This window comes from Vibrio sp. HA2012 (assembly GCF_002812955.1).
Taxonomy (GTDB): Bacteria; Pseudomonadota; Gammaproteobacteria; order Enterobacterales; family Vibrionaceae; genus Vibrio.
Genome location: NZ_PFXK01000003.1, coordinates 350,199 through 375,179 on the forward strand (window position 1 = coordinate 350,199; position 24,981 = coordinate 375,179).

Sequence of the window (24,981 nt, forward strand, 5' to 3'; positions counted from 1 at the left end):
AAGTAAATATTCTTTATCTTGGTTACATCATCCCTAGCAGCTGCGGCAAACCGATGACCAATGATGGGAAGAATGAAATCAGGAAAATAATTAAGAATTCAATAGCCAGGAATGGCAGGATTGCTTTCGAAATATGTTGTAGCGGTACACCTGATACGCCGGATGCGACAAACAATACCAGCCCCATCGGTGGAGTAGCCAAACCGATAGACAAGTTGCATACCATAACCACACCAAAATGTATCGGGTCAATTCCGGCACCAATCATTATTGGGGCAATAATGGGAGCAAAAATAAGAATAGCTGGCCCTGCATCCAGGAACATACCAACAATAAACAGAAACACGTTGATAATGAAAAACAGGATATACGGATTATCGGTAATACCATTAAAGAACGCTGCAACACTGTTAGAAATACCAGAAAAACTGATAGCTGATGCAAAACCACTGGCTGCTGCCACAATAATCAGAATAGCGGCTGCGTTTACCGCAACTTTTGCAAACAATGCATAAGTTGCCTTAATAGTACTTACCTTCAGAATGTAGACAGATAAAATAATGGCATAAAGTACCGCAACTGCGGCTGCTTCTGTTGGTGTAAAAATACCTCCGTAGATACCACCCAGAATAATCACCGGCGTCATCAGCGGCAGAATCGCCATTTTAAAACTCTTACGGCGTTCTTCTTTGCTTGCACGTTCGAAAGGCTGAACATCAGGGTAATGACGGATCTGAATACGGTTCACCAGCATCAATCCAAGACAGAAAATAAGCCCCGGAACAATACCTGACATAAACATTGCCGCCACCGACGTATTCATCACGAATGCATAAATCAGCATGATACCTGACGGTGGAATAATGGTTCCCAACACTGTCGCTGCCGCAGTAAGTGCTGCCGCGTATGCGGTATCGTACTTATACTTCTTCATTTCAGGGATAAGCATGTTACCGATTGCAGATGTTGCAGCCACAGAAGAGCCGGTTAACGCACCAAACATTGTTGCCGCAATGATAACCACATGCCCAAGACCACCACGCATATGCTGAACACGGGTCTGTGCAAATGAAACAATGCGGGGCGTAATACCACCACTGGACATACATTCACCCGCCAGCATAAAGAATGGTAAAGCCAGCAACAGAAAATTATCCAGACCAGAATACAAACGTTGATACAGCATGTTAATAAACAATATCTGATCATCCTGGAAAAAAGTGATAATTGGAGACAAGCCAAGAGCAAAAAGAACCGGCACACCAATAATCAGAAATGACAGGAAATAGACTAGAAAAATTGGAGAAATCATAATACTGCGTCCTATTCTGCTACTTCAGCTAACTTTTTTTCGCTGTCAGCAAAGTGAATTAATGTGTGTATTTCTGCAGCCAGCTTTTCAAATGCGGCTAAACAAGACATTGCTAACATCACTGGAGGAATAATATAGATGGTATACATGGGAATGGGTAAACTATCCGCCATGACACTACCGGTTTGATAAAACGCCCATCCATAATAAATCCATATAATAAACAGTGCCAGTGCCGAAATATGTGCAACCATCATAAATAAATGATAGACTCGCATATTCTTAAATTTATCGGTTATAAACGTCATCGCTATATTTTGATCACGCAGATATACAATAGGCAGACATAGATATGTCATATAAATCATCATGAAACGAGATGTTTCGTCTGTCCAGCTCAGAGGAATATTAAGAATATAACGACATCCAACCTGAAGCAAAACGATGGCTGTCATAATTAACAATAAGATACCTGAAAATCGGGCTGCAATATTTGCTATTGGTGCATTAATTTTATTCAATGCCTTTTCGATACCCTTAAACATATAATCACCATTAAATAATCAGAATAACAGGGTGTATAAATGCCTTCTGTATATATCGGTTGTATACATCAGTGGCCTTTATATAAAAATGATAGTTGGCCTGATCTATAGTCGATAACTTTGCATTCAGAACCCGTCAGTACTTTCACGGTTCATCCTAGCATATTGATTATCCTCAACCGTGACACTTTTCACATCTAAACAACATCTGTTATTTTTTATACATTAAATGTCATATTTACAACTTGGCCAGGGAATCCCCTGAACACAAGCCGTATCAGGTATATCGCTTATGCCTTACCATTAGAACCAAACAGACGGATCTTATGCCGGACAACTTCCTTCATGGCTGCAATACCAGTGTTCATCACATCCGCTAAAATAAAGTCATCACGCTTCCCATCCCAGTGACTTTGAACACCTTTGATAAACGCCTGACGCAGTTCTGTATCCACATTGACCTTAGCGACTCCACGTTTCACTGCTTCAGTAATCTGATCATCCGGAACGCCCGAACCACCATGCAGAACAATAGGTTTTTTAACCGCCTCTTTAATTTCTGTCAGACGATCAAATTTCAGTTCTGGTGTTGTTTTATATACACCGTGGGCAGTGCCAATAGATACAGCTATATAGTCAATACCCGTCCGCTCAGAAAAGTCCAGAGCCTCAGCAACGGTAGTAATCATGGCATCTTTTTCATCAACAGTAATGTCATCTTCCGTTCCGCCAATCTTACCAATTTCACCCTCTGCACCTAAACCAAGAGCATGAGCAACGTCAGCAACCGCCTTAGTAATACGAATATTTTCTTCAAACGGCAAAGCTGAACCGTCAAACATCAACGACTGAAAATTGCGGGTAGCGGCCTCCATGCACTGTTCAAACTGACGGCTATGATCCAGATGAATACAGATTGGAACAGTAATGTTGTGATACTCAATTAAAGAGTCAACCGCATCACGCAGTGGCTTCATTCCCATTTCATTTATTGCTTTCTGACCAATTTGGATCATGATTGGTGACTGTTCTTCTTCAGCCGCCAGCAGAACCGCTTTAAATGTTTCTAAGTTATGCGCGGTAAAAGCCCCTATTGCGTAGCCGTTTTCCCACGCTTCTTTGATCATTTTTTTACCTGATACGTATGGCATTGAGTAAATCCTCGTGTGTTTTGTTTCAATAAAAACAATTTACCAGCAAGCAATGTCAAAATATGTTAGTTGTGTATCACTTTTTTACATTAACGCTCAAAAAAGGACATTAACACGCGATAACGCACATTTTCTGACTAAACAACACCATAATTCAGACAAAATAAGTAGAAAGATGAAAGTAGGGACAGGGAAAATAATAAGGACAAATAAAAAGATGACAGCCCAAGGCTGCCATCTTTCAGTCAATCATTGACAACAAAGTCATGTTTGAAACGTCAGAAAATCATTTCATGCTGTTATCCAGCAGGCCAGCAGCCAGAGCAGGCGCCAACCCAGGAGTCAGAGGTAACCGAGGGATAACTAAGCAATGCATCAGGTGATAAATATCTTGCTTACCATCCCATACCTTGCTGGTTCCGGCACGGTTATTTGAATCCAGCTCTTGCCACCAGGAACAACCTTCATAATCAATCAGATAAGTACGACAATAATCCCACCAGATTCGATAAAATTCTTCATACTTTTTATCGCCGGTTACTGTGTATAACGCATAAGCAGTACCTATTGCCTCAACAACCGGCCAACGAATACGTTCCCGCACAACAGGCTTACCATCCCAGTCAACAGAATAGACAAAACCCGGAGCACCATCCACATACCATGCATCACGCACCGACGCATCAAATAACCCTTTAGCGTCTTCCAGTAACCAATCTGGAGTATCGGCCCCCATATCAAGCAGTGTTGCACGAAGATGACAGATCAAACGTCCCCACTCGATCCAGTGACCCGGAGTACCGCCATAAGCGCGGAAATGGCTGGCTGGAGTTTCTTTGTTGTAATCCGGCAATGGCGTCCAGTTAGAATCAAAATGCTCATTAACACGGTAGCTTAAGTTCTTGGCTGTCTTATGAATCATAAATTCAGTAACGTGCAGCGCTCTGTCTAGCCATTTCTTATCTTTGGTTACATCGTAAACGATCAGAAAAGCTTCAACAGAATGCATTGCAGCATTACCACCACGGTAGTCTTCTGTTTCAGTAAACTTCTCATCCCATGACTCGTAGCACATTTGCTTCTCTTCACACCAGAAATGGCTTTCATATACCTCAATGGCCTCATCCAGCAAAGCTTGCGCCCTTGGATGTCCGGTGGTTACTGCACTTGCCGCACCAAGCAGAGCGAAACAGTGCTGATACCCCTGCTTTGACGCATCAATAATGCCATCACCTTCATTATCAACAGTGGCATACCAACCGCCATAAGTTTTATCTTTTAATGGACCCTCCAATGCAGCAATACCATGTTCAACAAGATCATACGCACCAGGACGTCCCATTAAAGCAGCCAAAGAATAGCAATGTAGCATCCTTGCCGTGATCCATAGACGGGTTCCCATTTCTTCACGAATGTTGCCATTATTGCCAATCCAGCCAAACCCGTTTGGAACCACCGCATTTCTTCCAAATTCAAAAATCCGATCGGTTTCAGTTTCTAACCAAGAATTATGGGATCGGGTATTAATCCACTTCATACAATATTCCTCTATTTCTTTGTTACTGCTGAAAGTCGCTGTCAGCAGATTCAATTTCTGTTAGTTATATCGGCAGAGGTTCACTCGGAATGCCGATAAAAATAAATCTGGTTACAGCTTACCGGACACCAAACCGGTGAAGCGTCTTCTCTTCATACACTTCACCAGGGTTCAGGCGGATCGTAGAAAAATGAGCGCAATTAGGGCTGTCAGGAAAATGCTGCGTTTCCAGACACAGAGCACCACACGCTTCATATTTATAACCATTGCGGCCAAACCAGGGCTTATTCGACAATTTAAACGCGTTATAAAACTGAACAGCAGGCTGAGTCGTCAAAACAACCATTACACGGCCAGATTCAGGTTCATATAATTCCGCAGCAAATGCATATTCACCTTCAGTCTCACGTTTGTGCAGAATATAGTTATGGTCATAAGCGCCATCAGGCACATTTAACTTATTCTCAGCAATAGTCGCCGGGGTAGAGAAGTCCAGTCCGGAACCTTTTACTGATAAAATTTCCCCCGTCGGGATCATGTTATCTGCAACCGGAGTATAAAAATCAGCATATAACTTTAGTACATGTCCATCGGTACTTCCCGAATCATGACCGGCAAGATTGTAATAACTGTGGTTGACCAGATTGACAACTGTAGGTTTATCCGTCGTTGCTCTGAAATTGTAATGAAGCTGATTATCTTCATCCAGACCGATGGTATGAACTACATTTAAGGTACCGCCATAGCCAGATTCACCGTCTGGTGAAACTCGGTTAAAATGTAAAAAAATACCGCGTTCCTTCTCTTCGACGGCGTAATCCCACACATATTTATCAAAACCTTTCCTGCCACCATGAATATGCTGACCAGTCGGCAACTCATTCGTTTCGAGCTGAAAATGCTCTCCATCCAGAGAATACTTTCCATCTTTAATACGGTTTGCACACCGACCTGCAATCGCACCAAAAAATGGATGACCGGCCAAATACTTATCCAGATTTTCATAACCCAAAACTACGTCTGCCAGTCTACCTCTACGGTCAGGCGTCTCAATAGAAGTAACAATACAACCGTAATTAGTTACCGAAACCTTTGTGCCTGTTTCATTTTCCAGAGTAAACAGTTGCACGGGTTTATCCTGACCTTCAACTGAACCCCATGGAATGCGTGTAAGTTTCACAATATTGCCTCTGTATGATCCGTTTAACGTTAAGGTGCCGAATTATTGGATTTTTGGTTCCAGACCAGACGTTACCCGGAGCTGCTCAAGTACTGCAGTCCAGTCCTGGCGACCACGTCCTGCTGCTTTAGCAATACTGTATAGCTCACGTGATGCAGCACCACATGGCATAGGTACATGAACCTGATTAGCAAGATCTAATGCAATACCCAAATCTTTATGCGCAAGGTCAATCATAAATGCAGGAGCCAAATTGCCAGCCAGCACCTTACCCGGCCAAGTCGTAGTAAAGTGTCCTTTACCAGCAGGAGTCCCACTCATCACTTTTAACGCCGTATCAAACTCCAGGCCAAGCGCTTCTGCCAGTGTTGCAGCTTCAGCAGACAACGCATTTAACGCAATGCTCATATAGTTATTAATTATTTTTACACGGATACCCATACCTGCACCGCCGGCATCAATAGTTTCACTACCCATACAGTCAAACAGAGGCTGGGCCTTAATAATCTGCTCTTTCGTTCCGCCCGCAAGGATCAGAAGTTCTCCCTTTACTGCATGGTCAGATGTCCGCCCGACAGGGGCTTCCATCATCTCAAAGCCTTTTTTTGCCATTTCCTTAATCAGAGCATCAGTTTCGAATGGATGGATTGTCGACATATCAATCAAGAGTGCATCTTTACGCATAGTTGTTGTAATACTGTCATCTCCGAAGATAACACTTCTGACTAATGCACCATTAGGTAACATGGTAATGATAAACTCTGCATCCATAGCAGCATCAGCAGGGGAGACTGCAGCTTTCGCCCCCTGTTCTACCAGACTTGCTACTGCATCAGTACTGATATCAAAAACTTTTAATGCATGGCCACCTTTAATAAGAGTTGCAGCCATAGGGCTTCCCATCTGTCCCAAACCGATGAATCCGATAGTTGACATGTCCTGTTCCTTTTTCATATTGCAAGAGATTATGTTGATAATTCAACAATACAATCTTTTGACTTACGCAACAGCAACGCATGTCACATTTTGTTGTTTTATGTACTTGAATGTTGTTTTGTGATAAAAATCGTAGTCTACGTATCATGTTTTATTATACAGTGTCCATAAGATGACGCTGAAGTTGGTAAAAATAAGGACATAACAACTTACTTTTATCAGCATAACTAACGATAGAAGAAGAGAATTTAACTATGCCGATAGCATGTCTGGGAATAACGGTATTGGATCGGATTCAGCGTGTTGCTGAATTACCGACCACAGGGGGTAAATATGTGGCAACGGACTACTTTGAAGTGGGAGGAGGCCCCGCTGCCACTGCTGCTGTAGCGGTATCTAAGCTAGGAAAGTCTGTCGATTTTATTGGTCGTGTCGGAAGTGATTCCGTCGCTGATACCATGCTTTCCGAACTCTCTGGTTATGGGGTAGGAGTTGAAAAATGTATTCAAATACCCAACGCCTGCTCGGCTTTTTCAGCCATACTCGTTGATGATGAAGGCGAGCGTATGATCATAAATTATCAGGATAAATCCTTAAGTCGTGATATAGAACCATTATTATCTGTTGATTTTTCAAAGTATTCAGCCATTCTAGTTGATGTTCGTTGGCCAGAAGGCGCCAAATATGCCCTTGAGCAGGCTCGTATTTATGGAATTCCATCCGTACTTGATGCCGATCTTTCTCCGGAACCGATAGACGAATTAGTCGAACTGGCTGATCATGTGGCATTTTCTGAACCAGGATTAGCAAAATTGAGCGAAACCAGCAATCCGATTGAAGGGTTGAAAATTGCTCAGAAAAAGACAAATGGGATGGTTTATGTTACTGTCGGCGCAGAAGGCTGCTACTGGCTGGAAAATGGTCAGATTATGCACCAGAAAGGCAGAAAAGTTCATGTCGTTGACACCACCGGAGCCGGTGATGTATTTCATGGCGCTTTTGCTGTAGCTGTTTCTGAGAAGATGGAAACACGTCAGGCAGTAATATTTTCCAATACAGTTGCAGCACTTAAATGCACTAAATTAGGCGGACGTGACGGTATTCCTGACAGAATGACCGTAAATACGGAAATAGCCAATCAGTGCTCCAGTTAAATACAAGGTATTATCGTGACTAATCCAAGACAAGAGAAATTACTACAATTAGTTATTGATAAAGGTTACTGCACCGTCGAAGAGCTGGCAGAAATCTTAGAAGTTTCAACCCAGACAATCAGACGAGATATAAAAAAACTGAGTGAAGAACGACTGCTGGTTCGCCATCATGGTGGCGCCAGCTCTCCTTCCAGTACAGTTAACCTTGATTATGAAATTCGTAAGGTATCAGAAACACAGGAAAAGAATGCTATTGCTGAACGCATTGCTCAGATGATCCCTGATAATTCGACAATTTTCCTTACTATTGGTACCACCACCGAAGTCATTGCCAGCCATTTGCTGAAAAAAAATAACCTGCATATCGTAACCAATTCACTCAGAGTTGCGAATGTATTGCACAGTAGTAAAAGCTTTGATGTGCTAATCCCCAGTGGAAAAATCAGAGCATCAAATGGCGGCATTATGGGAACAGAAGCCATTGATTTTATTAGCAACTTTAGATTTGACTATTTGATTACTAGTGCGGGTTCCATGGATCAGGACGGTACTCTGTTAGAATATGATCTGAATGAAACTGCGATCGCTCAGGCCGTGATGAAGTCCGCCAGAAATGTATTTGTTGCACTGGACTCAACCAAGTTCGTACCAAAAGGCTCCATTGAGCTGGGTAACATCAGTCAGGCAACCGTATTATTTACTGATTCACAGCCTCCGGGTGATGTGATGAGTGTCATTAAGCAGCATGATGTACGTTTAGAAATTTGTATGTAGTTTTTTCTGATAACCGGTTCAGAGACACCGGTATCTGAACTCACTTCATCAATATAAATACTGAATACCGCTCATAATAAAGAAATAATGCCAGCGACATCCGCTGGCATTATTTTATTTACTATACAAATAGATCGTTACATCGAACCCAGTTCATTTGCCGTTAACAATGCAGCAAGCACCAATTCAGGCGTCACTTCAAATGGCATATTGTGGATAGTTTCACCTTCAGCGCAAGAAGCTTTAGCCACTTCCATCAAATCATCACGATTAATTTCCGCTACTCCCATATCCTTGAGGTTGGTTGGCAAACCAACAGATTTACAGAAATTCAGTACTTCGTTGATTTCTGCCATCGGCGCATTCTCAAGTACCAGTTGAGTCAGTGTGCCAAACGCTACTTTTTCACCATGATACAGGTGATGACACTCTTCCAGCTTTGTCAGACCATTGTGGATTGCATGTGCAGCAGCAAGGCCTGAAGACTCGAATCCAATACCGGAAAGGTAGGTGTTAGCTTCGATGATATTTTCCACAGCCGCATTAGATAAATTCTGATCACAGGCAATTTTGGCTTTCAGGCCATCTTCAATCAAAGTTTCATAGCATAACTTGGCCAAAGCCTGAGCTGAACGGGTCGGTGCGCCACCAGCCATCGTTGCTTTGCCTGAGATACCATTTGCGCGAGCCTCAAAGTAAGTAGACAGAGCATCTCCCATACCAGAAACAAGCAAGCGTGTTGGAGCTCCTGCAATTATCTGTGTATCCATGATCACCATATTCGGATTATTTGGGATCATCAGATATTCACTGAATTCTCCTTCTGGTGTATAAACAACAGCCAGTGCAGATGTCGGTGCGTCTGTTGATGCGATGGTTGGAACAACAACAACAGGAATTTTATTGAAAAAAGCCGCTGACTTGGCGGTATCAAGAGTCTTTCCTCCACCAATCCCTACTACAGCTTCTGCTCCAATTTCCTTTGCAATGTGCATCACGCGTTCAATTTCAGGACGGCTACATTCACCCACGAATTCCGCCATAACAATTTCTACACCAGCATCTTCACAACTTTTTTTAACCGTTTCACCAACCAAGCCAGTCACAAAACCATCAGCGATGGCCAGAACTTTAGTACCAAGTGGTTTGACATATTCACCAATACTCGCCATCACGTTAGCGCCCTGGATATATTTGCTTGGTGAAATGATAATTTTGTCCATTTTAGACCTCTTCTAGTTATGGATAGGGTTTGCGTTGCTTATGTAACCAACAAAATGTCTGTACAACCGTGATCAGAGGCTCATTTTGTGAAATCGTGTCGCTTTATGCTCGTTTTATTTTGAAACGTGTCACTTAATTTGTTTTATGTGTTGTTAATATTACATTTAGTGACATATAGTAGTCCCACTTTAGGTTCTTCCTGCCAATACAAATAAAGTTTATCTGACAATAGTGAAGTGAATGTGATGAAGAAATTAATAAACGATGTTGAAAATGTAGTTTCGGAGCAAGTCAAAGGTCTTGCTCTCGCGAATCCAGATTTAAAACTGATTGAAGATCCGTGTTTTATCTATCACGAAAAGAGCCAGGATAAAGTTTCTCTGGTTTCTGGCGGAGGTAGTGGTCATGAACCTCTTCATGCCGGTTTTGTCGGCAAAGGTATGTTAACAGCAGCATGCCCGGGAGCCGTATTTACTTCACCAACACCGGATCAAATGATCGAGTGTGGGAAAACCATTCCAAATGAAAAAGGCGTCCTTTACCTCATTAAAAATTACACCGGAGATGTACTGAATTTTGAAATGGCTGTAGAAATGCTGCACATGGACAGCATCACCGTCGGTTCTATAGTGATTGACGATGATATTGCAGTAAAGGATTCCCTGTACACTGCCGGACGCCGAGGGGTTGCTGCAACAGTACTTATTGAAAAGTTAGTCGGAGCTGCAGCCGATGCTGGTAAAAATATTGAGTACTGTGAAGCTTTGGCAACTCGGTTGAATAATCGCTCCCGTTCGATCGGTGTTGCTCTTTCCGCTTGTGTTGTTCCTGCAAATGGAAAGCCTTCCTTTGTACTGGCTGATGACGAAATTGAATTTGGCGTCGGCATTCATGGTGAACCGGGGATTGAACGTCGTGAATATAAAAATGCAGATACTACAACGTCTGAAATGCTCAAAGAACTGCTTGAAGCACAGCCATATACCCGTATTCTGAAAATCTGGAACCGTGAAACAGGTGAGTGGGTTGAAACAGAGCAAACAACAGAAAATCTGGATAAAGGCGATAATCTGATTGTTCTTGTTAATGGTCTTGGCGGTACACCTGAATCCGAACTATTTGGCACCTATCGTAAAGTGCATGAAGAGTTAGAAGATGCGGGGTTTAATATCGCCCGTACATTAGTCGGTAACTACTGTACTTCACTGAATATGGAAGGTTTCTCAATCACACTGCTAAAGGCAGATGAAGAAATCTTAGAACTGTGGGATGCTCCTGTTGCAACCCCGTCAATGCGCTGGGGTTGCTGATATGTCTGAAATAACAAAATCTCAAATTTTGACCTGGCTAAATAACTGCAGTGCAGTTTATTCAGAAAACCGGAATAGATTGACTGAACTGGATGCTGCTATCGGCGATGCAGATCACGGGCTGAATATGGATCGCGGATTTAGCGATGTAGCAAGCAAACTTCCATCGGTAGAAGACAAAGATATCGGTACCATCTTTAAGACCACAGGCATGTCTCTACTATCGAAAGTCGGAGGTGCGTCAGGCCCTCTATATGGCACATTCTTTATCCGGGCTGCAACAAAATCTACAAATAAAGAATCACTGAATCTGGCTGAACTGACAGAGATACTTCAGGCAGGTGTGGATGGTGTAGTAAGTCGTGGAAAGGCAGAGCCTGGCGATAAAACCATGTGTGATGTCTGGTGGGATGTCATTGCTGAAGCGAATGCCGCGTCAGAGCGTGGAGACAGCATACAGGAAGCATTACAAGTGATGGCTTCAGCCGCGGCTGCCGGTGCGGAAAAAACCATTCCTATGCTGGCAAGAAAAGGACGGGCAAGCTATCTGGGTGAACGGAGCATTGGTCATCAGGATCCCGGAGCAACCTCGACTATGCTGATGATTGAAACCTTAAACAAGGTATTAAATGAGGCATAACAAATGGTAGGTATTGTTGTTGTATCACATAGCGAATTGCTTGCTGGTGGTATCGTTGAACTGGCCAATCAAATGACCCAAGGCCGATGCAAAATAGCAGCAGCCGGTGGCATCGATGATCCTGAAAACCCGATTGGTACAGACGCTATTCGTATCATGGCTGCGATTGAAGAAGTCTATGATGAAAGTGGCGTCATTATCATGATGGATATGGGATCGGCACTGCTCAGCACCGAAATGGCACTTGAACTGATGGACCCGGATAGTGCGGAAAATATTACTCTTTGCTCAGCTCCGATTGTTGAGGGGACTATGGCCGCATCCGTGGCAGCATCAGCCAATCTGCCAATGTCAGCAGTGCTTGCAGAAGCCACGGGTTGCCTTGCAGCAAAGCGTGAACATCTGGGTGAAGAGGAAGAACACTCTGCTGTACCAACCGATATCAAAATCGCAACAGATGCTCTGGAATGTTCCCATTTGATCCTGAATCCTCATGGTCTACATGCTCGTCCGGCTGCGGCTATCGTTAGCGTACTAGCAAAATTTGAGTCTGAGATTCTGATGGAAAAAACAGGAGTTCAGGTGAATGCCAAAAGCCTGAACTCTATCGCTAAGCTGGGAGTAAAATTAAACGACACGATTCGTATTCTTGCCTCCGGCTCAGATGCCAACCAGGTTATCGAAGCCTTTAACGCTCTGGCCAAGGATAACTTTGGTGAATCTGTCGATGTAGTACCAGAAATTGTTGAAAAAAGCGCTGACATTGTCAGAGTTAAAGGAGCAATTACTGGAATTCCGGTTTGCGATGGTATTGCTATTGGCCACGTTGTCAAACTAGGGAGTATCATGCCGGAAGTACCGGATCGTCCATTTACTTCGGTAGATGACGAACTGGATACATTGATCCGCGCAATAGACGTAGCCTGCACAAGTATGAAAGCTCAGGAGACGAAAGCAGAGAAAAGTCTGGGAAAAGAACAAGCTGGAATTTTTGCTGCCCACCTGCTAATGCTCTCTGACCCGGACATTCTGGATAAAATCAAGAGCGAGATAAAAAGCGGTGCTATTGCCCAGGCAGCACTGATGAAAGTAATGACAGCTCTGGCTCACGAATATGCGACTTCAGAGAGTGAGTATATGCGTGAGCGGGAAGCAGATGTGTGGGATGTTGCCAGACAAACCATGTACGCTTTCAGCGGAAGCGAAGCGACCATCGTTGAGTTAGCAGAGAACAGCATTATTCTTGCAGAAGATCTGGCACCGGCACAAACTGCTCAACTGGATCCGGGCAAAGTGGCAGGAATTTGTCTGGAAGCAGGTGGCAAAACCGCTCACAGTGCAATTATTGCCCGTGCCATGGGCATACCGTGCATGGTTAAAGCGGAAGGCTGCCTGGCCGAGACCAGTGATCGACAGGAGGTCATTCTTGACGGGAAATGCGGCCACTTGTGGTTAAATCCTGATGCGGAAACGCTGTCTCGGTTAACCAAAGAACGTGATATCTGGATAACAGATGTACAAGTAAAAAAAGAGCAAGCAGCTAAACCTGCGGTGACACTTGATGGCCTTAAAGTTGATATCCATGCCAATATTGGCGGTCTAGATGACGTAAAAGCAGCTTTAGAAAACGGTGCTGAGGGTGTTGGTCTGCTGCGTACTGAATTTGTATTTCAGTCACAACAGGCACTACCTACAGAAGATGAACAGTACGAAATTTATCGTGATATTGCAGTTGCTCTAGAAGGCCGGCCTCTTACTATCCGTAGTCTGGATGTCGGGGGGGACAAACCTCTTCCATCATATCCCATGGCAGAAGAAGAGAACCCATTTCTGGGCCTGCGTGGAGTTCGTCTGTGCCTTCAGGATACTGAAACCCTGTTTAAGCCTCAACTCAAAGCGGTACTTCGCGCAGCAAAAGAGAACCATAATATCCAGTTAATGATACCCATGGTTTCTGAAGTATCAGAACTGATAGCCGTGAAAGAACTGATAACCGAATGTCGTAATGAACTAAAGCTACCTGAAAGTAATTATCCAATGAAAGTTGGGATCATGATTGAAGTTCCTGCAGCAGTAATGAATGCTGATAAACTGGCAAAAGAAGCTGATTTTTTCAGTATAGGAACTAACGATCTGACTCAATATATTATGGCCGCAGACCGAGGGAATACAGCAGTAGCCCATCTGGTAGATTACAAGAAAACAGCGGTTCTCGCTGCGATTGAAAAAACCTGTATTGCAGCAGAAAACAACAGTATTCCTGTCAGTATGTGTGGGGAAATGGCCGGTGATACAAAAATGTCTCAGCTTTTAATCAGGCTTGGTGTCCATAAATTAAGTGCCAGTTCGTCTCTGCTTCCGGGTCTGAAAGCTCAGATTCGCGAGCTCAGCCACTATTAGATTGAGTTAGTGCTTACTTCAGCGGCAAATAGGATTATTTCTTGTTTGCCGTTTTTGGTGCACACGAAAATAAAACAATACTCCTCATCCTTCAGATTAAAACAAAAAAGTAAAAACTAACATGCCTCTGGATAATCGGAAACGTTACATCCAAGTCAGTGACAAAAGAAAGACAGGCAAAGCAACATATGCAAACAGAGTTAAAATGCCAGCAATTTCTTTTACTGCACTAAGAGCCGGGGCTTTCACTTCTGATCCAATGACCTGTGAAGAAAGAATAGTACTCATGGTAAATCTCCTTTATTGTTTATATACATACATATTGTGTGTCACTGATCACAATCATGCATCTTTATGTGACACTCGTCAATAAATATTGTAATTAATTTACACAAAAATACAAAAAGAAACATTCAACCACAACAAAAACACTCTACTCGATTACAACCCCAATAAAAAAAGCCCCTCATCAAGAGGGGCAATAGTACCATCGCTTATTGTTATAGATTTAATGCCAGTAAATTCAGTAAAACACTCATCAGCGAAGTGGATTTGTTGTGGTCATGGATCAACCGAAGTCACCGTTTACATAACCTTTTGTACGGTCATCTTTGGGATCATTAAAAATAATCTGTGTATCATCATGCTCCACCAGCTCTCCCATCAGGAAGAAAGCTGTCCGGTCAGAAATACGGCGAGCCTGCTGCATTGAGTGTGTAACAATAACGATGGTGTAGCTCTTTTTCAGCTCTTCCATCAGTTCTTCAATCTTATGGGTTGCAATCGGATCCAGAGCTGATGTTGGCTCATCCATCAGGATCACATCCGGCTCCATTGCAATAGTACGGGCAATGCACAAGCGCTGCTGCTGACCACCGGACAAGCCAAAAGCGTGCGATTTAAGGCGATCTTTTACTTCATCCCATAAGGCAGCGCCACGCAGGGATTGTTCCACAACCTCATCGATATGCTTCTTATCCTTGATCCCCTGAGCCCGCAGACCATAAGCAACATTTTCATAAATGCTCATCGGAAACGGGTTCGGTTTCTGGAAAACCATACCAACTTTAATCCGCAAATCTGAAACATCGATATTACCGTAGATATCTTCGCCGTCCATTTGCAGCGTACCGGTGATCTTCACCCCTTCAATCAAATCATTCATGCGGTTCAGACAGCGCAGCAACGTCGATTTACCACACCCGGAAGGGCCAATAAGTGCCGTTACCTGACGAACAGGAACCGGAAGATTAATGGACTTCAGTGCCTGATTGTCACCATAGTAAAGATCCAGATTTTCAATAGTAAATTTGTTCATTTTCTTAATCTCTAAATTCTTTGAATCGTGCAATAACTGTTCGCTAAGCTATGCGTAATTAATAGGTCGCGGTATTAAAGCGTTTCGCTATCAGTTTGGTTACCATGTTGATGATCAGTACCACCACAATCAGAACCGTTGCTGTACCATATGCTTGATTCCATTCATCAATGGTAAACAACTCGGTAGTCAGCTTATACAAGTGAACCGTCAGTGTCCGGCCAGAATCAAATAGTGATTCTGGAACACGAGCCACCATACCCGCAGTAAGAAATACAGGAGCAGATTCACCAATTACACGACCAATACTCAGAATGACCGAAGTTAAGATACCCGGAATCGCACTGGGAAGAATGAGACGCCAGATCGTATAGATTTTTGAAGCACCCAAACCATATGAACCTTCACGATAGGTCTGAGGAACCGCCATTAATGCTTCTTCTGTTGTCCGAATAATAACCGGAAGGATAAGAATACTCAGAGTCAGAGCACCGGAAATAATCGAGAATCCGAGCCCAAGTACGGCGACAAAAAATGTCATACCGAACAGACCGAAGATGATCGATGGGATCCCCGCCAGAGATTCTGTACAAAAACGAATGATTTTGACCAGCCGGCTGCCGACTTTGGCATATTCCGTCAGATAAATTGCCGTCATAATACCCAGTGGTGCCGCAACAGAAATAGAAGCAATAACCATATAGATCGTCGAGATGATCATCGGGAAAATCCCTTTCTCATCGCTGGTTACTGTGTACTTATCTGTAATAAATTCCCAATTTACATGCTGCAAACCATTCGACAGGATGTACCAAATGATCCAAAACAGAAAGCCGACTGTCAAAGCCGCAGCCCCCCAAATAAATACATTCAGAACCGAATCTTTCATCTGACGGGATTGTTTTAATTTCACTGTATTCATCATTAATTACCTTGCTTTCTGGCGGTTCAGATACAGTAATGCCCCATTCAGGAACATAATGAATACCAGAAGAACCACACCTGTCGCATAAAGTGCATTGGCATGCACACCACTTGCGTAGGACATCTCAATTGCAATATTTGCCGTCAGAGTTCGGGCTGAATCTAGGATACCTCTCGGCATTGCCGGGGCATTTCCCATAACCATGATAATTGCCATCGTCTCGCCCAAAGCACGACCAATACCCAGAATAACCCCGGTCATAATCCCGGAACGAGCTGCCGGAACCAGTAGTTTAAAAATGGTAAAGATATGTGAAGCACCCAGAGCCAGAGAGCCTTCCTTATATGAACGGGGAACCGCTCGGATAGAGGTTTCAGAAACAGTAATAACCGTCGGAAGAATCATAACACCGAGAACAATGATACCGGCCAAAATAGTATTACCTGCAGGAATACTAAATATGTTCTGAATAAGTGGAACAATAATAACAAGGCCAAAAAAGCCATAAACCACCGACGGGATACCGGCAAGCAATTCAATCGCCGGGCGGATGACATCAGCAAGGCTTTTAGGTGCAATCTCTGCAATAAAGATCGCCGTCAACACCCCAATCGGTACACCAACCACAACGGCACCAAGTGTAGACACGACGGAAGCAATAATCATGGTGTAAACACCATACAGTGCCGGAGGAAGCCAGTCCTCTCCCAACACGATACCCGCAACACCCACTTCTTCAAATGCGGGAATACTCTCTCTGAAAATGAAATACGCAATAATGGCGAGAGAAACAATACCGATTACTGCACTGGTTAGAAATAAGCCGTGGAAAATACGTTCTTTCCAGTCCACACGTTTTTGTTCACGTAATTTTCTGGTTTGGCTAACGTCGCTGGTCATAGGCTTTTCACTACTCGTTGCGATGGTCATAACAAGTCTCACATGTCGACAAGAATTCGAGATGGAAGGAAAAAGCCCAGCCCCTAAAAGTACAACTGGGCTGAGCAATAATCTTTACGTTCAGTTCAGTTAATTAGTTAACTGAGATGTAGCCTTTCTTAGCTACGATAGCCTGAGCTTCTGCTTCCATCATCCAGCTCAGGAATGCCTGAGTAGCTGCAGATGGTTTGCCTTCTCTGTAAAGTACCAGGAATGGACGGGCAACTTTATAAGAACCATTTTTCACGTTTGCTACAGTCGCCGCAGTACCGTCGATGTCCAGAGCGTGAACAGAAGAGTCAACAGTTCCCAGAGAGATATAACCAATAGCGTATGGGTTAGAAGCAACCATAGTTTTCAGACCACCGTTACCGTTAGCAACCTGAGCACGCTGAGAAATAGCAGACACACTCTTACCGCCCACTTTTTTCTTCAGTTCCATGATGTCTTCAAAAGCACCACGAGTACCAGACGCTGTGTCACGAGTAATAGCGACGATAGGCTTGTCATCACCGCCCACTTGTTTCCAGTTAGTCAGCTCACCTTTATAAATAGCGGCAACCTGCTCAGCGGTCAGACCTTTTAGTGTATTCTTAGGGTTAACAACAACAGCGATACCGTCACGAGCGATAACCTCAGCCTTCAGCGTTGGTTCTTTCTCTGATTCTTTCAGGTTACGTGAAGCCATACCAAGATCTGCTGAGCCATTTTTTGCCGCTTTAACACCAGCAGATGAACCAGGACCCTGAACTTCGATAAATACGTCAGAATGAGCCTTAGTATAGGTTTCAGCAAAATATTCCATTAGCGGAGTGACGCTTGAAGAACCAACTGCAGAAATAGTTTCTTTTGCAGAAGCCGTATTAACTGCCAGAGCACTTACAAGAGCGATTGCACCGATTACTGTCTTTTTCATTACAATTTCCTTTATTGGCAGAATGCCGTTACTTTTCACTTGAACGGTTGTCACTTTAGAACTCAAATATGACGTTTGTGTTACACAAAGTTGAACACTCTATGACAAGGATATATATGCAACTACAGATATTAAGACAGTAGACGTTTAGACGGGAATTACACTTAACTTGTTATGCAATAAAGAATTTGATGGAGTAATGAGTTTAACGGAACAAAACGTAAAATGGGGCAATACCAGCCCCATTATCTACGTGATTACTGCGTGATGTTTTTCTTCGGGACAAAAACGTCGTCCCCGACAGCAACATTCTGATAGAAGCTCTTATCCCGTTTAACCATTTTTTTCGCGACCTTCTTCTTCGTGTTCTGATGCTTACTTTTTGCACTTACGCCTTTTGACATTGATGGCTTATGCGGTTTAATACCTTTAAACTTACCCTGTAGTCCTTCCAGAACAGAGAAGGCTATCGACTGCTGCAAAAAGGCCTCTACCCGTTTAAAACTATCCCAGTCCTTCGGACCGACTAAAGAAAGTGCTGACCCCTTATTCCCTGCACGTCCGGTTCGTCCAACACGATGAACATACTCTTCCGTATGCTTAGGCATATCAAAGTTAATTACATGGGTTACATTGGCAATATCCAGCCCACGGGAGGCCACATCGGTAGTTACCAGTATCTTATACACCGAGCGTTCAAACTGACTCATAATCGTATTACGCTGAGTCTGGTTAAGGTTACCGCTCAGAGCAACAGCCTTCAGTGCCTTTTCGTTCAGCGCCTTGGTCAGGCGATCCGTATCGGCACGGGTTGCCGTAAAGATAATCACCTGCTTATATTCAGCTTCTTCCAGAATACGGTTCAAAATTGCTTCTTTATGATCCAGATGATCACACAGATAAAATGACTGGGTAATATCCGTATGCTCAGAGTTTGCATGACCAATGGAAATGCGCTTTGGCTCATTCTGCATTTCTACTGCAATATCGTTCACTTCCGCATGATCCAAAGTCGCCGAAAACATTAATGTCTGACGACGACGATGCTTTGCCGCTTTATGTATACGACGCAGTTCCGGTGCAAATCCCAGATCCAACATCCGATCCGCTTCGTCCAGAACCAAGGTATCCACACCATCCAGAAACAGAGAACGATGCTCCAGATGGTCTGCCAGACGCCCCGGTGTTGCGACAATAAATTTAGGATAACGACGCAGAGCTTTAACCTGATCATTGAAGTTTTCACCCCCTAGGATCAAAGTTGCCGTGTATGAAAGTCCACCCAACATGCTTTTCAGCTCACCATAAACCTGCTTAGCCAGTTCACGGGTCGGAGCGAGAATGACAGCCCTTGGATCCTTCGCAGAAAAAGCTTTTGTTTTTAGCGCCTTATGAAGGACAGGCAGAACAAATGCCAGCGTTTTTCCTGAGCCGGTTTTTGACGATGCCAACAGATCTTTACCAGCAATGGCAACCGGAATTGCCTGACGCTGGATATCCGTCGCTTGCCTGAACCCATAATGATTAAGATTTTTCAGTAAGCGATTGTCTAAGCCTAAGTCTTTAAAATACAAGGTGAGCTCCGTGTAATAGGGTTTTCTGCGGTAAAAAGGAAGAAAATAACGCGCAATGATACCGTAAACTGAGCCCTAAGTAACCTCAAGATGCTTAATTTGTTCGCATCAGAAAAAAGTTCTGCTTAGCGGACATCAGGCATGTCGTTGTACGTAAAAAAGGTTGTAGGTATACATAAAAAAATATAGCGGTTATACATAAAAAAAGGAGCCGTTATAGGTTAAATAATAATGGTTCTACACAGAAAGTCAGTCAACCATTTACAGTATTCAGTTCCTGTAATAAATTGTGATTCTTATCAACTTATCTGCTTAATCTGCAGAGACTGACTCCGGAAGTGCTATGGACAGCTTTTTATCTCAACTGCTTTTTTCTGCTTCGATTACCGGCCCTATCTGCCTAATGTTACTGCTGGGTGTGATCCTCAAACGTTTCCGGATGATTGATGATAGCTTTATTGACGGAGCATCAAAACTGGTCTTTCAGGTCACACTTCCGGCTCTACTGTTCCTTAGCATTGTTAAATCTGATCATGACTTTTCTGCCAGTGCCGGGCTGATTACTTTCGGTATTATCGCTAATGTGCTGTTTTTTCTGTTTACCAGCTATTCCACAAAAAAAATATTCCGTAATCCAGATGATCAAGGGGTAATTATTCAGGGAGGCTTCCGGGCAAATACGGCTATCATTGCCCTTGCTTATGTTGCTAATGCCTATGGTGACGATGGTGTTGTTCAGGCAGCAATATATGTTGCTCCCATGACTGTACTGTACAATATACTTGCTGTTATTGCTTTAACCCCGAAAGGTAATAGCAAAGGAATAGAAGCATGGACACTGATTATCAGAACAATCACCCGCAATCCACTGGTTCTTTCCATACTGGCAGGTTTTCTTTTTACCGCCTTGTCCATCCCTGTTCCCAAAATGGTACAGGATGCCGGACAGTATTTCGCTAATATGACTCTACCACTGGCACTTCTGTGTACCGGAGGAACCCTGAATATGCGTTCACTGAAAGATGATAAGAAGTCCACCTGGTTTTCAACGGGTTACCGGCTTATCCTGGCGCCACTTTTTATTACCGGAGCCGCACTCATGGCCGGGTTCCGTGGTGTCCCTCTGGGGGTTATCTTCTTTATGTCTGGCGCTCCAACGGCAGCAGCCAGCTATGTGATGGCCAGAGCCATGGGGGGGAATGTTTCGCTGGCGGCCAATATCATTGCTCTGACCACCATCGGCTCTCTGCTGAGCTGCACTGTCGGTATTTTTGTACTGACGGCCTTTACACTAATGTAAAGACTGTCTAGCGGGCGATATTCAGATTAAGCTGCAGATCAAACGGCAATACGGATAAACGACGAGCCAGTGAACGACGGGTACGTTCAATATCATCGACGGCGATCAGCCCGTTATTATCTGTGTGCACATCAACGTTTACTCTGAGCTCACGTCCGACCTTAATCACCCCAGCCAGCTCAATTTCCTGCAGGGCTTCCCGGTTTACGGCCAGTACACCGGCATCGACCTCAGAACAAATCTCTTCATCCGGAGACATCATCATCAATTCACGCAATGCACCACATAACATATCAAATGGTACTTTAATAAAATACACCGACATCAGGCACATCATCACAGGATCAGCATAAGCTGCGTATTCCGCATACGGAGAAAGAGTCATAACCCAAGTAATAACAAAGCCAACCATAACAGCTGCACTCAGCAAGGTATCCATCTGCCACTGTTTTGCTTCTGCTTCGATCAGGCCGGAAGAACGGGTACGACTGTGTCTGGCAATAAACCACCATGCATAACCACATACCAATACACTTACTGCCTCAAATAGGGTTGCCACAGAAATATCAATATCACGTCCACCGGTAAACAAAGCCATCACAGCTGAATGCAGAGAATAACCAACAACAGCCAAAATAACGGCGGCTTTGATGGCAATCACTATCGGCTCTAATACTGCTTTACCAAATGGAAATGCTTTAGCAGAAGGGGTTTGGATAAATTTAGAGACAGCCAGCGACAATAATGTTAACAGCAAACTGACTAATGAATAGACACCATCAAACGCAATAACCAGCGATCCGACCAGCAGACCCAAAATTAATCCACCAACAGCAAAGCCGGATGCAAGAAAGGCGGAAACAGTCAGAATCTTATTTTCCTGTTGATTTGTTCTGGCACACATAGAATATCTCAGTAATAGACACGCTCTTATTCTTTGTGAGCCCGCGATAATTTACAAACGACATCTTTGTGAATGGAATAGTAAACTTACAAATAAAATCAATTAATTCAATAAAATCAACATGATAATGCGTTATTTTTCCGCCAAATATTTTGGCGCTGACTGACTCATCGCTTTCTCAGAAGTCAAACAGGAAATCGCGGATCTGGTCTGTTAACCACACCATTCCCGGATGTTCTGACATTCCGGCAGCCATCAGCATGCAATAATCTTCCTGTGTCAGGCCATAGGTATGCCGAATCACTGCCAGCTCTTCTTTACGCAACAAGTGACGGATCAGAGGCTCTGGTAATACCCCCCAGGCATTCTCCTGCTGGATAGTCGTCAACATATAATCAAAGGTAGAAAAACCGATATACCGGCGGGAAAACGGACGCAGCTCCGGATTATCTTTCTCATTCAGGTACGCAATAGAAGCCTGCATCGCATTTCGAAGATCATCATCCGTTACCCTACGCTTTTTCGTCAATGGATGACCAGCCTTGCAGACAGACATCATCCGAATTTTACCCAGCGGCTGATAAATAATACGCGGATCATCGATACGTTCATAATCAACCCCAAATGCGTAATCAACTTGTCTTGTCTCGATAAGATTGGACAAATCACCACTGGAGGCCAGTACAATATTAAATGATGTTGCAGGAAACTTATTATTCAGTTTATAGGAAAGATCCTGCCACAGTTTATCTGGCAAAGAGTCATCCCGGCCAATCCATATTTCGGCGTTAAAGTCACCGGAAACCTGCCTGCAAGTCTGTTTGATCCGTGCAGCAGTAGCCAGCAAACTGTCACAATCCTTATAAATGGCTTTTCCGGCCTCAGATAGACTCAAGTGATTACCGCTACGCACAAATAACTCAATGTCCAGTTCTTTTTCCAGAACCTTAATCGCCATACTCAACTTAGTCCGGTTGCACTCCAGCTGTCTCGCAGCCTCCGAAACAGAGCCAGAGTCTGCCACCCGGCAAAATGCTTCTACCTGAGATAAATTCATAATGGTATCGTCTATCGATGAGTTTCTATAATGAAGAATAACACTAAAAAATTAAGCGAGCCCGAAAGCTCGCTTGAGTGTACCTTGAATACGTCCAAATATTAAAGATCGACTTTAAAAAACAGTGTTTCACCGCTACTGTCATCAACACCATCATTATCGGTTACCGCAAAGCCCTGACCGGAAGAATCAATTGTGAAGCCCTCAATTTTATCGACAACATAACCATTGGTTGATTTCAGATCCAGTAGAAAATCATGCGCCAGGCAGATCATCTTTCCATGAACGCTGAACGGCAACCCATAATATGTATCATCATAGATGACAGTACCGATAAATCTGTGTAGAAAAAGGATAACCATTTTTAGCCCTTTTTCAGTAGCAAGTAAGTTGAAATGTATCCATATGCTCAAATTACAAAATTCTTGACTTGATGGTTAAGCTGCTTTACCATTCATACAAATGAATATCATTATCATTCGCAACAAAAATCCGGCTGTTCATCTCTTTTTAATGGGGAAATATGGAAACGAGTAAAGTCATAGCAAAATTTCAAAAGATTGCGAGATTACATGCTCAAATTGAAGAGATGCCTATCATTCTTGAAAATGGTTGTGAAGTAACGACTCGTGAAATCCATACTATTGATTCAATTGGTAAGGGGCAATTCAGTAAAGTAACCGATTTGTCTAAGTACTTTGGCATCACAAAGAGTGCGGCATCCCAAATAGTCACAAAACTAGAACGTAAGAGGCTCGTTCAAAAAAGCGCCTCGCCACACAGCGGAAAAGAGATTTTACTCACCCTTACAGAAGATGGATGGAATGCCTTTTACTTACACCAGCGTATACATGGAGAGCAAAGAGAAATTCTGGAACAAGATCTGAATAAGTTATCTGAAGAAAAAATCCAGGTATTTAAAGAAGTTATGACAGTTTTTGAAAATGTTATGAAAGCAAGGTTAGATGCCGGAAAAGAGTAGTCTTTATGGCCTTTTTTTAACCAATTGGTTAAGTAACTTAACCTTCTTTTAATTTATAGAGCTTATTAGATATGAGCATTTAACCATTCAGTAGGAATTTCTATGAGAAAAAACATACAGAAAGATATAGGCCAATTATATTTAGTTAGTGCCGGTATTGGTGATTTAGATAATATGACACTGAAGGCTTATAACATCATACTCGATGCTGATATGGTTTTTGCAATGCCATTTATGCGTAAACAATACAGTGAACTTTTATCTGGTAAAGAAGTATACGATTCAGGGCATGCATTATTCAGAACATCAGATGATAAATATTCAGATAAAGAGAAAAATATCCGTTCTTTAATACGAAATGGCATCAAAGAAAATAAAAAAATAGTTATTATGGATTTTGGAGATCCTGTGCTCTATGGTCCTCATTCAGGATACTTAACTGAATTTTCAGATCTAAATCCTGAAGTTATACCCGGCATTTCATCTTTCAATGCCGCAAATGCAGCACTTGGTATAGAAATTACACAAGATTATAACCGGTCAGTGATTATAACTGAGGCCATGAGTCAAGGTTTCAATGAAAAACGAATGGAAGAAATAGCAAAAATTGACGGCACCATTGTAATTTTCTCTATGCGATTAGACATAGATAAAGTTGTCAGTCAGCTAAGCCGGAATTTCTCCGAAAATACCCCTGCTGCGATTGTATGTACTTCTGGATTTAAAGAAAGAGAAAAAATAATATATACACACTTACGATTACTTCCTCAAATCATTAATAATAAAAAATTATCTTGGGATTATATCATATACATAGGTAAGTTTTTGGAGGAAAAATATAAAGAAAATTGTTACATAAAAGAAGAATTTATTAACATTGCTTAATTAAAGCAAAACATTGAA

The 24,981-nt window shown here is 43.0% G+C and carries 24 protein-coding genes; 8 read left to right on the plus strand and 16 right to left on the minus strand.

Annotated features, from left to right (window positions below; all coding sequences use genetic code 11):
- Positions 1–22: 22 nt before the first annotated feature.
- The 6 genes from CSW98_RS07800 to yihU all read right to left on the minus strand — a co-directional run bounded on the left by CSW98_RS07800 (position 23) and on the right by yihU (position 6,679).
- Positions 23–1,312, minus strand: a complete 1,290-nt coding sequence (locus tag CSW98_RS07800) for a TRAP transporter large permease (RefSeq protein ID WP_100799903.1) — start codon at positions 1,310–1,312, stop codon at positions 23–25.
- An 11-nt stretch (positions 1,313–1,323) separates the two neighbouring features.
- Positions 1,324–1,857, minus strand: coding sequence for a TRAP transporter small permease (locus CSW98_RS07805; RefSeq protein WP_100799904.1), 534 nt, complete (start codon positions 1,855–1,857; stop codon positions 1,324–1,326).
- Between the two features lie 290 nt (positions 1,858–2,147).
- The gene (locus tag CSW98_RS07810; RefSeq protein WP_100799905.1) at positions 2,148–3,008 is read right to left on the minus strand and encodes a class II fructose-bisphosphate aldolase; all 861 of its coding nucleotides are present in this window, start codon (positions 3,006–3,008) and stop codon (positions 2,148–2,150) included.
- 286 nt (positions 3,009–3,294) lie between these two features.
- On the minus strand, positions 3,295–4,545 hold the full coding sequence (locus CSW98_RS07815; protein WP_100799906.1) for an AGE family epimerase/isomerase: 1,251 nt from the start codon (positions 4,543–4,545) through the stop codon (positions 3,295–3,297).
- A 118-nt stretch (positions 4,546–4,663) separates the two neighbouring features.
- Complete coding sequence (locus CSW98_RS07820) at positions 4,664–5,725, minus strand: aldose epimerase family protein (RefSeq protein ID WP_100799907.1); 1,062 nt, start codon at positions 5,723–5,725, stop codon at positions 4,664–4,666.
- A gap of 42 nt (positions 5,726–5,767) precedes the next feature.
- Positions 5,768–6,679 (minus strand): sulfolactaldehyde 3-reductase, encoded by a 912-nt coding sequence (gene yihU, locus CSW98_RS07825; protein WP_332871197.1) that lies wholly within the window; start codon positions 6,677–6,679, stop codon positions 5,768–5,770.
- Positions 6,680–6,915: 236 nt separating this feature from the next.
- On the opposite strand from yihU, the gene CSW98_RS07830 reads away from it, so the two are divergent.
- Together CSW98_RS07830 and CSW98_RS07835 are read left to right on the plus strand one after the other, a co-directional pair.
- The gene (locus CSW98_RS07830) at positions 6,916–7,815 is read left to right on the plus strand and encodes a sugar kinase (protein WP_100799909.1); all 900 of its coding nucleotides are present in this window, start codon (positions 6,916–6,918) and stop codon (positions 7,813–7,815) included.
- Between the two features lie 15 nt (positions 7,816–7,830).
- Positions 7,831–8,589 carry a DeoR/GlpR family DNA-binding transcription regulator gene (locus CSW98_RS07835; protein ID WP_100799910.1) on the plus strand — a complete coding sequence of 253 codons (759 nt, stop codon included), beginning with the start codon at positions 7,831–7,833 and terminating at the stop codon, positions 8,587–8,589.
- 137 nt (positions 8,590–8,726) lie between these two features.
- Here CSW98_RS07835 and CSW98_RS07840 read toward each other — a convergent pair whose 3' ends face one another.
- Entirely contained in the window at positions 8,727–9,812 is a 1,086-nt protein-coding gene (locus tag CSW98_RS07840; protein WP_100799911.1) for a glycerol dehydrogenase, read from the minus strand.
- A 246-nt stretch (positions 9,813–10,058) separates the two neighbouring features.
- Here CSW98_RS07840 and dhaK point away from each other — a divergent pair, with 246 nt between their 5' ends.
- The 3 genes from dhaK to ptsP are packed head-to-tail and all read left to right on the plus strand — an operon-like array spanning position 10,059 to position 14,163.
- Positions 10,059–11,123 (plus strand): dihydroxyacetone kinase subunit DhaK, encoded by a 1,065-nt coding sequence (gene dhaK / locus CSW98_RS07845; RefSeq protein WP_100799912.1) that lies wholly within the window; start codon positions 10,059–10,061, stop codon positions 11,121–11,123.
- Between the two features lies 1 nt (position 11,124).
- Positions 11,125–11,763 carry a dihydroxyacetone kinase subunit DhaL gene (dhaL, locus tag CSW98_RS07850; RefSeq protein WP_100799913.1) on the plus strand — a complete coding sequence of 213 codons (639 nt, stop codon included), beginning with the start codon at positions 11,125–11,127 and terminating at the stop codon, positions 11,761–11,763.
- A 3-nt stretch (positions 11,764–11,766) separates the two neighbouring features.
- Positions 11,767–14,163: a phosphoenolpyruvate--protein phosphotransferase gene (gene ptsP / locus CSW98_RS07855; RefSeq protein WP_100799914.1), complete on the plus strand. Its 2,397-nt coding sequence runs from the start codon at positions 11,767–11,769 to the stop codon at positions 14,161–14,163.
- A 144-nt stretch (positions 14,164–14,307) separates the two neighbouring features.
- On the opposite strand, the gene CSW98_RS17555 is transcribed toward ptsP, so the two are convergent.
- From CSW98_RS17555 to CSW98_RS07880, 6 genes are all read right to left on the minus strand, one after another.
- Positions 14,308–14,451 carry a hypothetical protein gene (locus tag CSW98_RS17555; protein WP_157810364.1) on the minus strand — a complete coding sequence of 48 codons (144 nt, stop codon included), beginning with the start codon at positions 14,449–14,451 and terminating at the stop codon, positions 14,308–14,310.
- Positions 14,452–14,731: 280 nt separating this feature from the next.
- Positions 14,732–15,481, minus strand: a complete 750-nt coding sequence (pstB, locus tag CSW98_RS07860; protein WP_100799915.1) for a phosphate ABC transporter ATP-binding protein PstB — start codon at positions 15,479–15,481, stop codon at positions 14,732–14,734.
- A 58-nt stretch (positions 15,482–15,539) separates the two neighbouring features.
- Positions 15,540–16,403 carry a phosphate ABC transporter permease PstA gene (gene pstA, locus CSW98_RS07865; protein ID WP_100799916.1) on the minus strand — a complete coding sequence of 288 codons (864 nt, stop codon included), beginning with the start codon at positions 16,401–16,403 and terminating at the stop codon, positions 15,540–15,542.
- A 6-nt stretch (positions 16,404–16,409) separates the two neighbouring features.
- Entirely contained in the window at positions 16,410–17,336 is a 927-nt protein-coding gene (gene pstC, locus CSW98_RS07870) for a phosphate ABC transporter permease subunit PstC (protein WP_100799917.1), read from the minus strand.
- A gap of 103 nt (positions 17,337–17,439) precedes the next feature.
- Complete coding sequence (locus CSW98_RS07875; protein WP_100799918.1) at positions 17,440–18,261, minus strand: phosphate ABC transporter substrate-binding protein; 822 nt, start codon at positions 18,259–18,261, stop codon at positions 17,440–17,442.
- Positions 18,262–18,518: 257 nt separating this feature from the next.
- Complete coding sequence (locus CSW98_RS07880; protein ID WP_100799919.1) at positions 18,519–19,835, minus strand: DEAD/DEAH box helicase; 1,317 nt, start codon at positions 19,833–19,835, stop codon at positions 18,519–18,521.
- 343 nt (positions 19,836–20,178) lie between these two features.
- Here CSW98_RS07880 and CSW98_RS07885 point away from each other — a divergent pair, with 343 nt between their 5' ends.
- Positions 20,179–21,135 carry an AEC family transporter gene (locus tag CSW98_RS07885; protein WP_100799920.1) on the plus strand — a complete coding sequence of 319 codons (957 nt, stop codon included), beginning with the start codon at positions 20,179–20,181 and terminating at the stop codon, positions 21,133–21,135.
- 7 nt (positions 21,136–21,142) lie between these two features.
- On the opposite strand, the gene CSW98_RS07890 is transcribed toward CSW98_RS07885, so the two are convergent.
- The 3 genes from CSW98_RS07890 to CSW98_RS17620 form a co-directional block, all read right to left on the minus strand.
- Positions 21,143–22,039, minus strand: coding sequence for a cation diffusion facilitator family transporter (locus CSW98_RS07890; protein WP_100799921.1), 897 nt, complete (start codon positions 22,037–22,039; stop codon positions 21,143–21,145).
- A gap of 178 nt (positions 22,040–22,217) precedes the next feature.
- Positions 22,218–23,096 (minus strand): LysR family transcriptional regulator, encoded by an 879-nt coding sequence (locus CSW98_RS07895; protein WP_100799922.1) that lies wholly within the window; start codon positions 23,094–23,096, stop codon positions 22,218–22,220.
- Between the two features lie 101 nt (positions 23,097–23,197).
- Complete coding sequence (locus CSW98_RS17620; protein ID WP_198517319.1) at positions 23,198–23,509, minus strand: hypothetical protein; 312 nt, start codon at positions 23,507–23,509, stop codon at positions 23,198–23,200.
- 110 nt (positions 23,510–23,619) lie between these two features.
- Between CSW98_RS17620 and CSW98_RS07905 the strand changes: the two genes are divergently transcribed.
- Entirely contained in the window at positions 23,620–24,078 is a 459-nt protein-coding gene (locus CSW98_RS07905) for a MarR family winged helix-turn-helix transcriptional regulator (protein ID WP_100799923.1), read from the plus strand.
- A 102-nt stretch (positions 24,079–24,180) separates the two neighbouring features.
- Positions 24,181–24,963: an SAM-dependent methyltransferase gene (locus CSW98_RS07910; RefSeq protein ID WP_100799924.1), complete on the plus strand. Its 783-nt coding sequence runs from the start codon at positions 24,181–24,183 to the stop codon at positions 24,961–24,963.
- The last annotated feature ends 18 nt before the right edge of the window (positions 24,964–24,981 follow it).

What these genes read in the sequence shown, in the direction of transcription:
- CSW98_RS07800 (WP_100799903.1), bottom strand. Translation starts at nt 1,312, where the DNA reads ATGATTTCTCCAATTTTTCTAGTCTATTTCCTGTCATTTCTGATTATT.
- CSW98_RS07805 (WP_100799904.1), bottom strand. Translation starts at nt 1,857, where the DNA reads ATGTTTAAGGGTATCGAAAAGGCATTGAATAAAATTAATGCACCAATA.
- CSW98_RS07810 (WP_100799905.1), bottom strand. Translation starts at nt 3,008, where the DNA reads ATGCCATACGTATCAGGTAAAAAAATGATCAAAGAAGCGTGGGAAAAC.
- CSW98_RS07815 (WP_100799906.1), bottom strand. Translation starts at nt 4,545, where the DNA reads ATGAAGTGGATTAATACCCGATCCCATAATTCTTGGTTAGAAACTGAA.
- yihU (WP_332871197.1), bottom strand. Translation starts at nt 6,679, where the DNA reads ATGAAAAAGGAACAGGACATGTCAACTATCGGATTCATCGGTTTGGGA.
- CSW98_RS07830 (WP_100799909.1), top strand. Translation starts at nt 6,916, where the DNA reads ATGCCGATAGCATGTCTGGGAATAACGGTATTGGATCGGATTCAGCGT.
- CSW98_RS07840 (WP_100799911.1), bottom strand. Translation starts at nt 9,812, where the DNA reads ATGGACAAAATTATCATTTCACCAAGCAAATATATCCAGGGCGCTAAC.
- dhaK (WP_100799912.1), top strand. Translation starts at nt 10,059, where the DNA reads ATGAAGAAATTAATAAACGATGTTGAAAATGTAGTTTCGGAGCAAGTC.
- dhaL (WP_100799913.1), top strand. Translation starts at nt 11,125, where the DNA reads ATGTCTGAAATAACAAAATCTCAAATTTTGACCTGGCTAAATAACTGC.
- ptsP (WP_100799914.1), top strand. Translation starts at nt 11,767, where the DNA reads ATGGTAGGTATTGTTGTTGTATCACATAGCGAATTGCTTGCTGGTGGT.
- CSW98_RS17555 (WP_157810364.1), bottom strand. Translation starts at nt 14,451, where the DNA reads ATGAGTACTATTCTTTCTTCACAGGTCATTGGATCAGAAGTGAAAGCC.
- pstB (WP_100799915.1), bottom strand. Translation starts at nt 15,481, where the DNA reads ATGAACAAATTTACTATTGAAAATCTGGATCTTTACTATGGTGACAAT.
- pstA (WP_100799916.1), bottom strand. Translation starts at nt 16,403, where the DNA reads ATGAATACAGTGAAATTAAAACAATCCCGTCAGATGAAAGATTCGGTT.
- pstC (WP_100799917.1), bottom strand. Translation starts at nt 17,336, where the DNA reads ATGACCATCGCAACGAGTAGTGAAAAGCCTATGACCAGCGACGTTAGC.
- CSW98_RS07875 (WP_100799918.1), bottom strand. Translation starts at nt 18,261, where the DNA reads ATGAAAAAGACAGTAATCGGTGCAATCGCTCTTGTAAGTGCTCTGGCA.
- CSW98_RS07885 (WP_100799920.1), top strand. Translation starts at nt 20,179, where the DNA reads ATGGACAGCTTTTTATCTCAACTGCTTTTTTCTGCTTCGATTACCGGC.
- CSW98_RS07890 (WP_100799921.1), bottom strand. Translation starts at nt 22,039, where the DNA reads ATGTGTGCCAGAACAAATCAACAGGAAAATAAGATTCTGACTGTTTCC.
- CSW98_RS07895 (WP_100799922.1), bottom strand. Translation starts at nt 23,096, where the DNA reads ATGAATTTATCTCAGGTAGAAGCATTTTGCCGGGTGGCAGACTCTGGC.
- CSW98_RS07905 (WP_100799923.1), top strand. Translation starts at nt 23,620, where the DNA reads ATGGAAACGAGTAAAGTCATAGCAAAATTTCAAAAGATTGCGAGATTA.
- CSW98_RS07910 (WP_100799924.1), top strand. Translation starts at nt 24,181, where the DNA reads ATGAGAAAAAACATACAGAAAGATATAGGCCAATTATATTTAGTTAGT.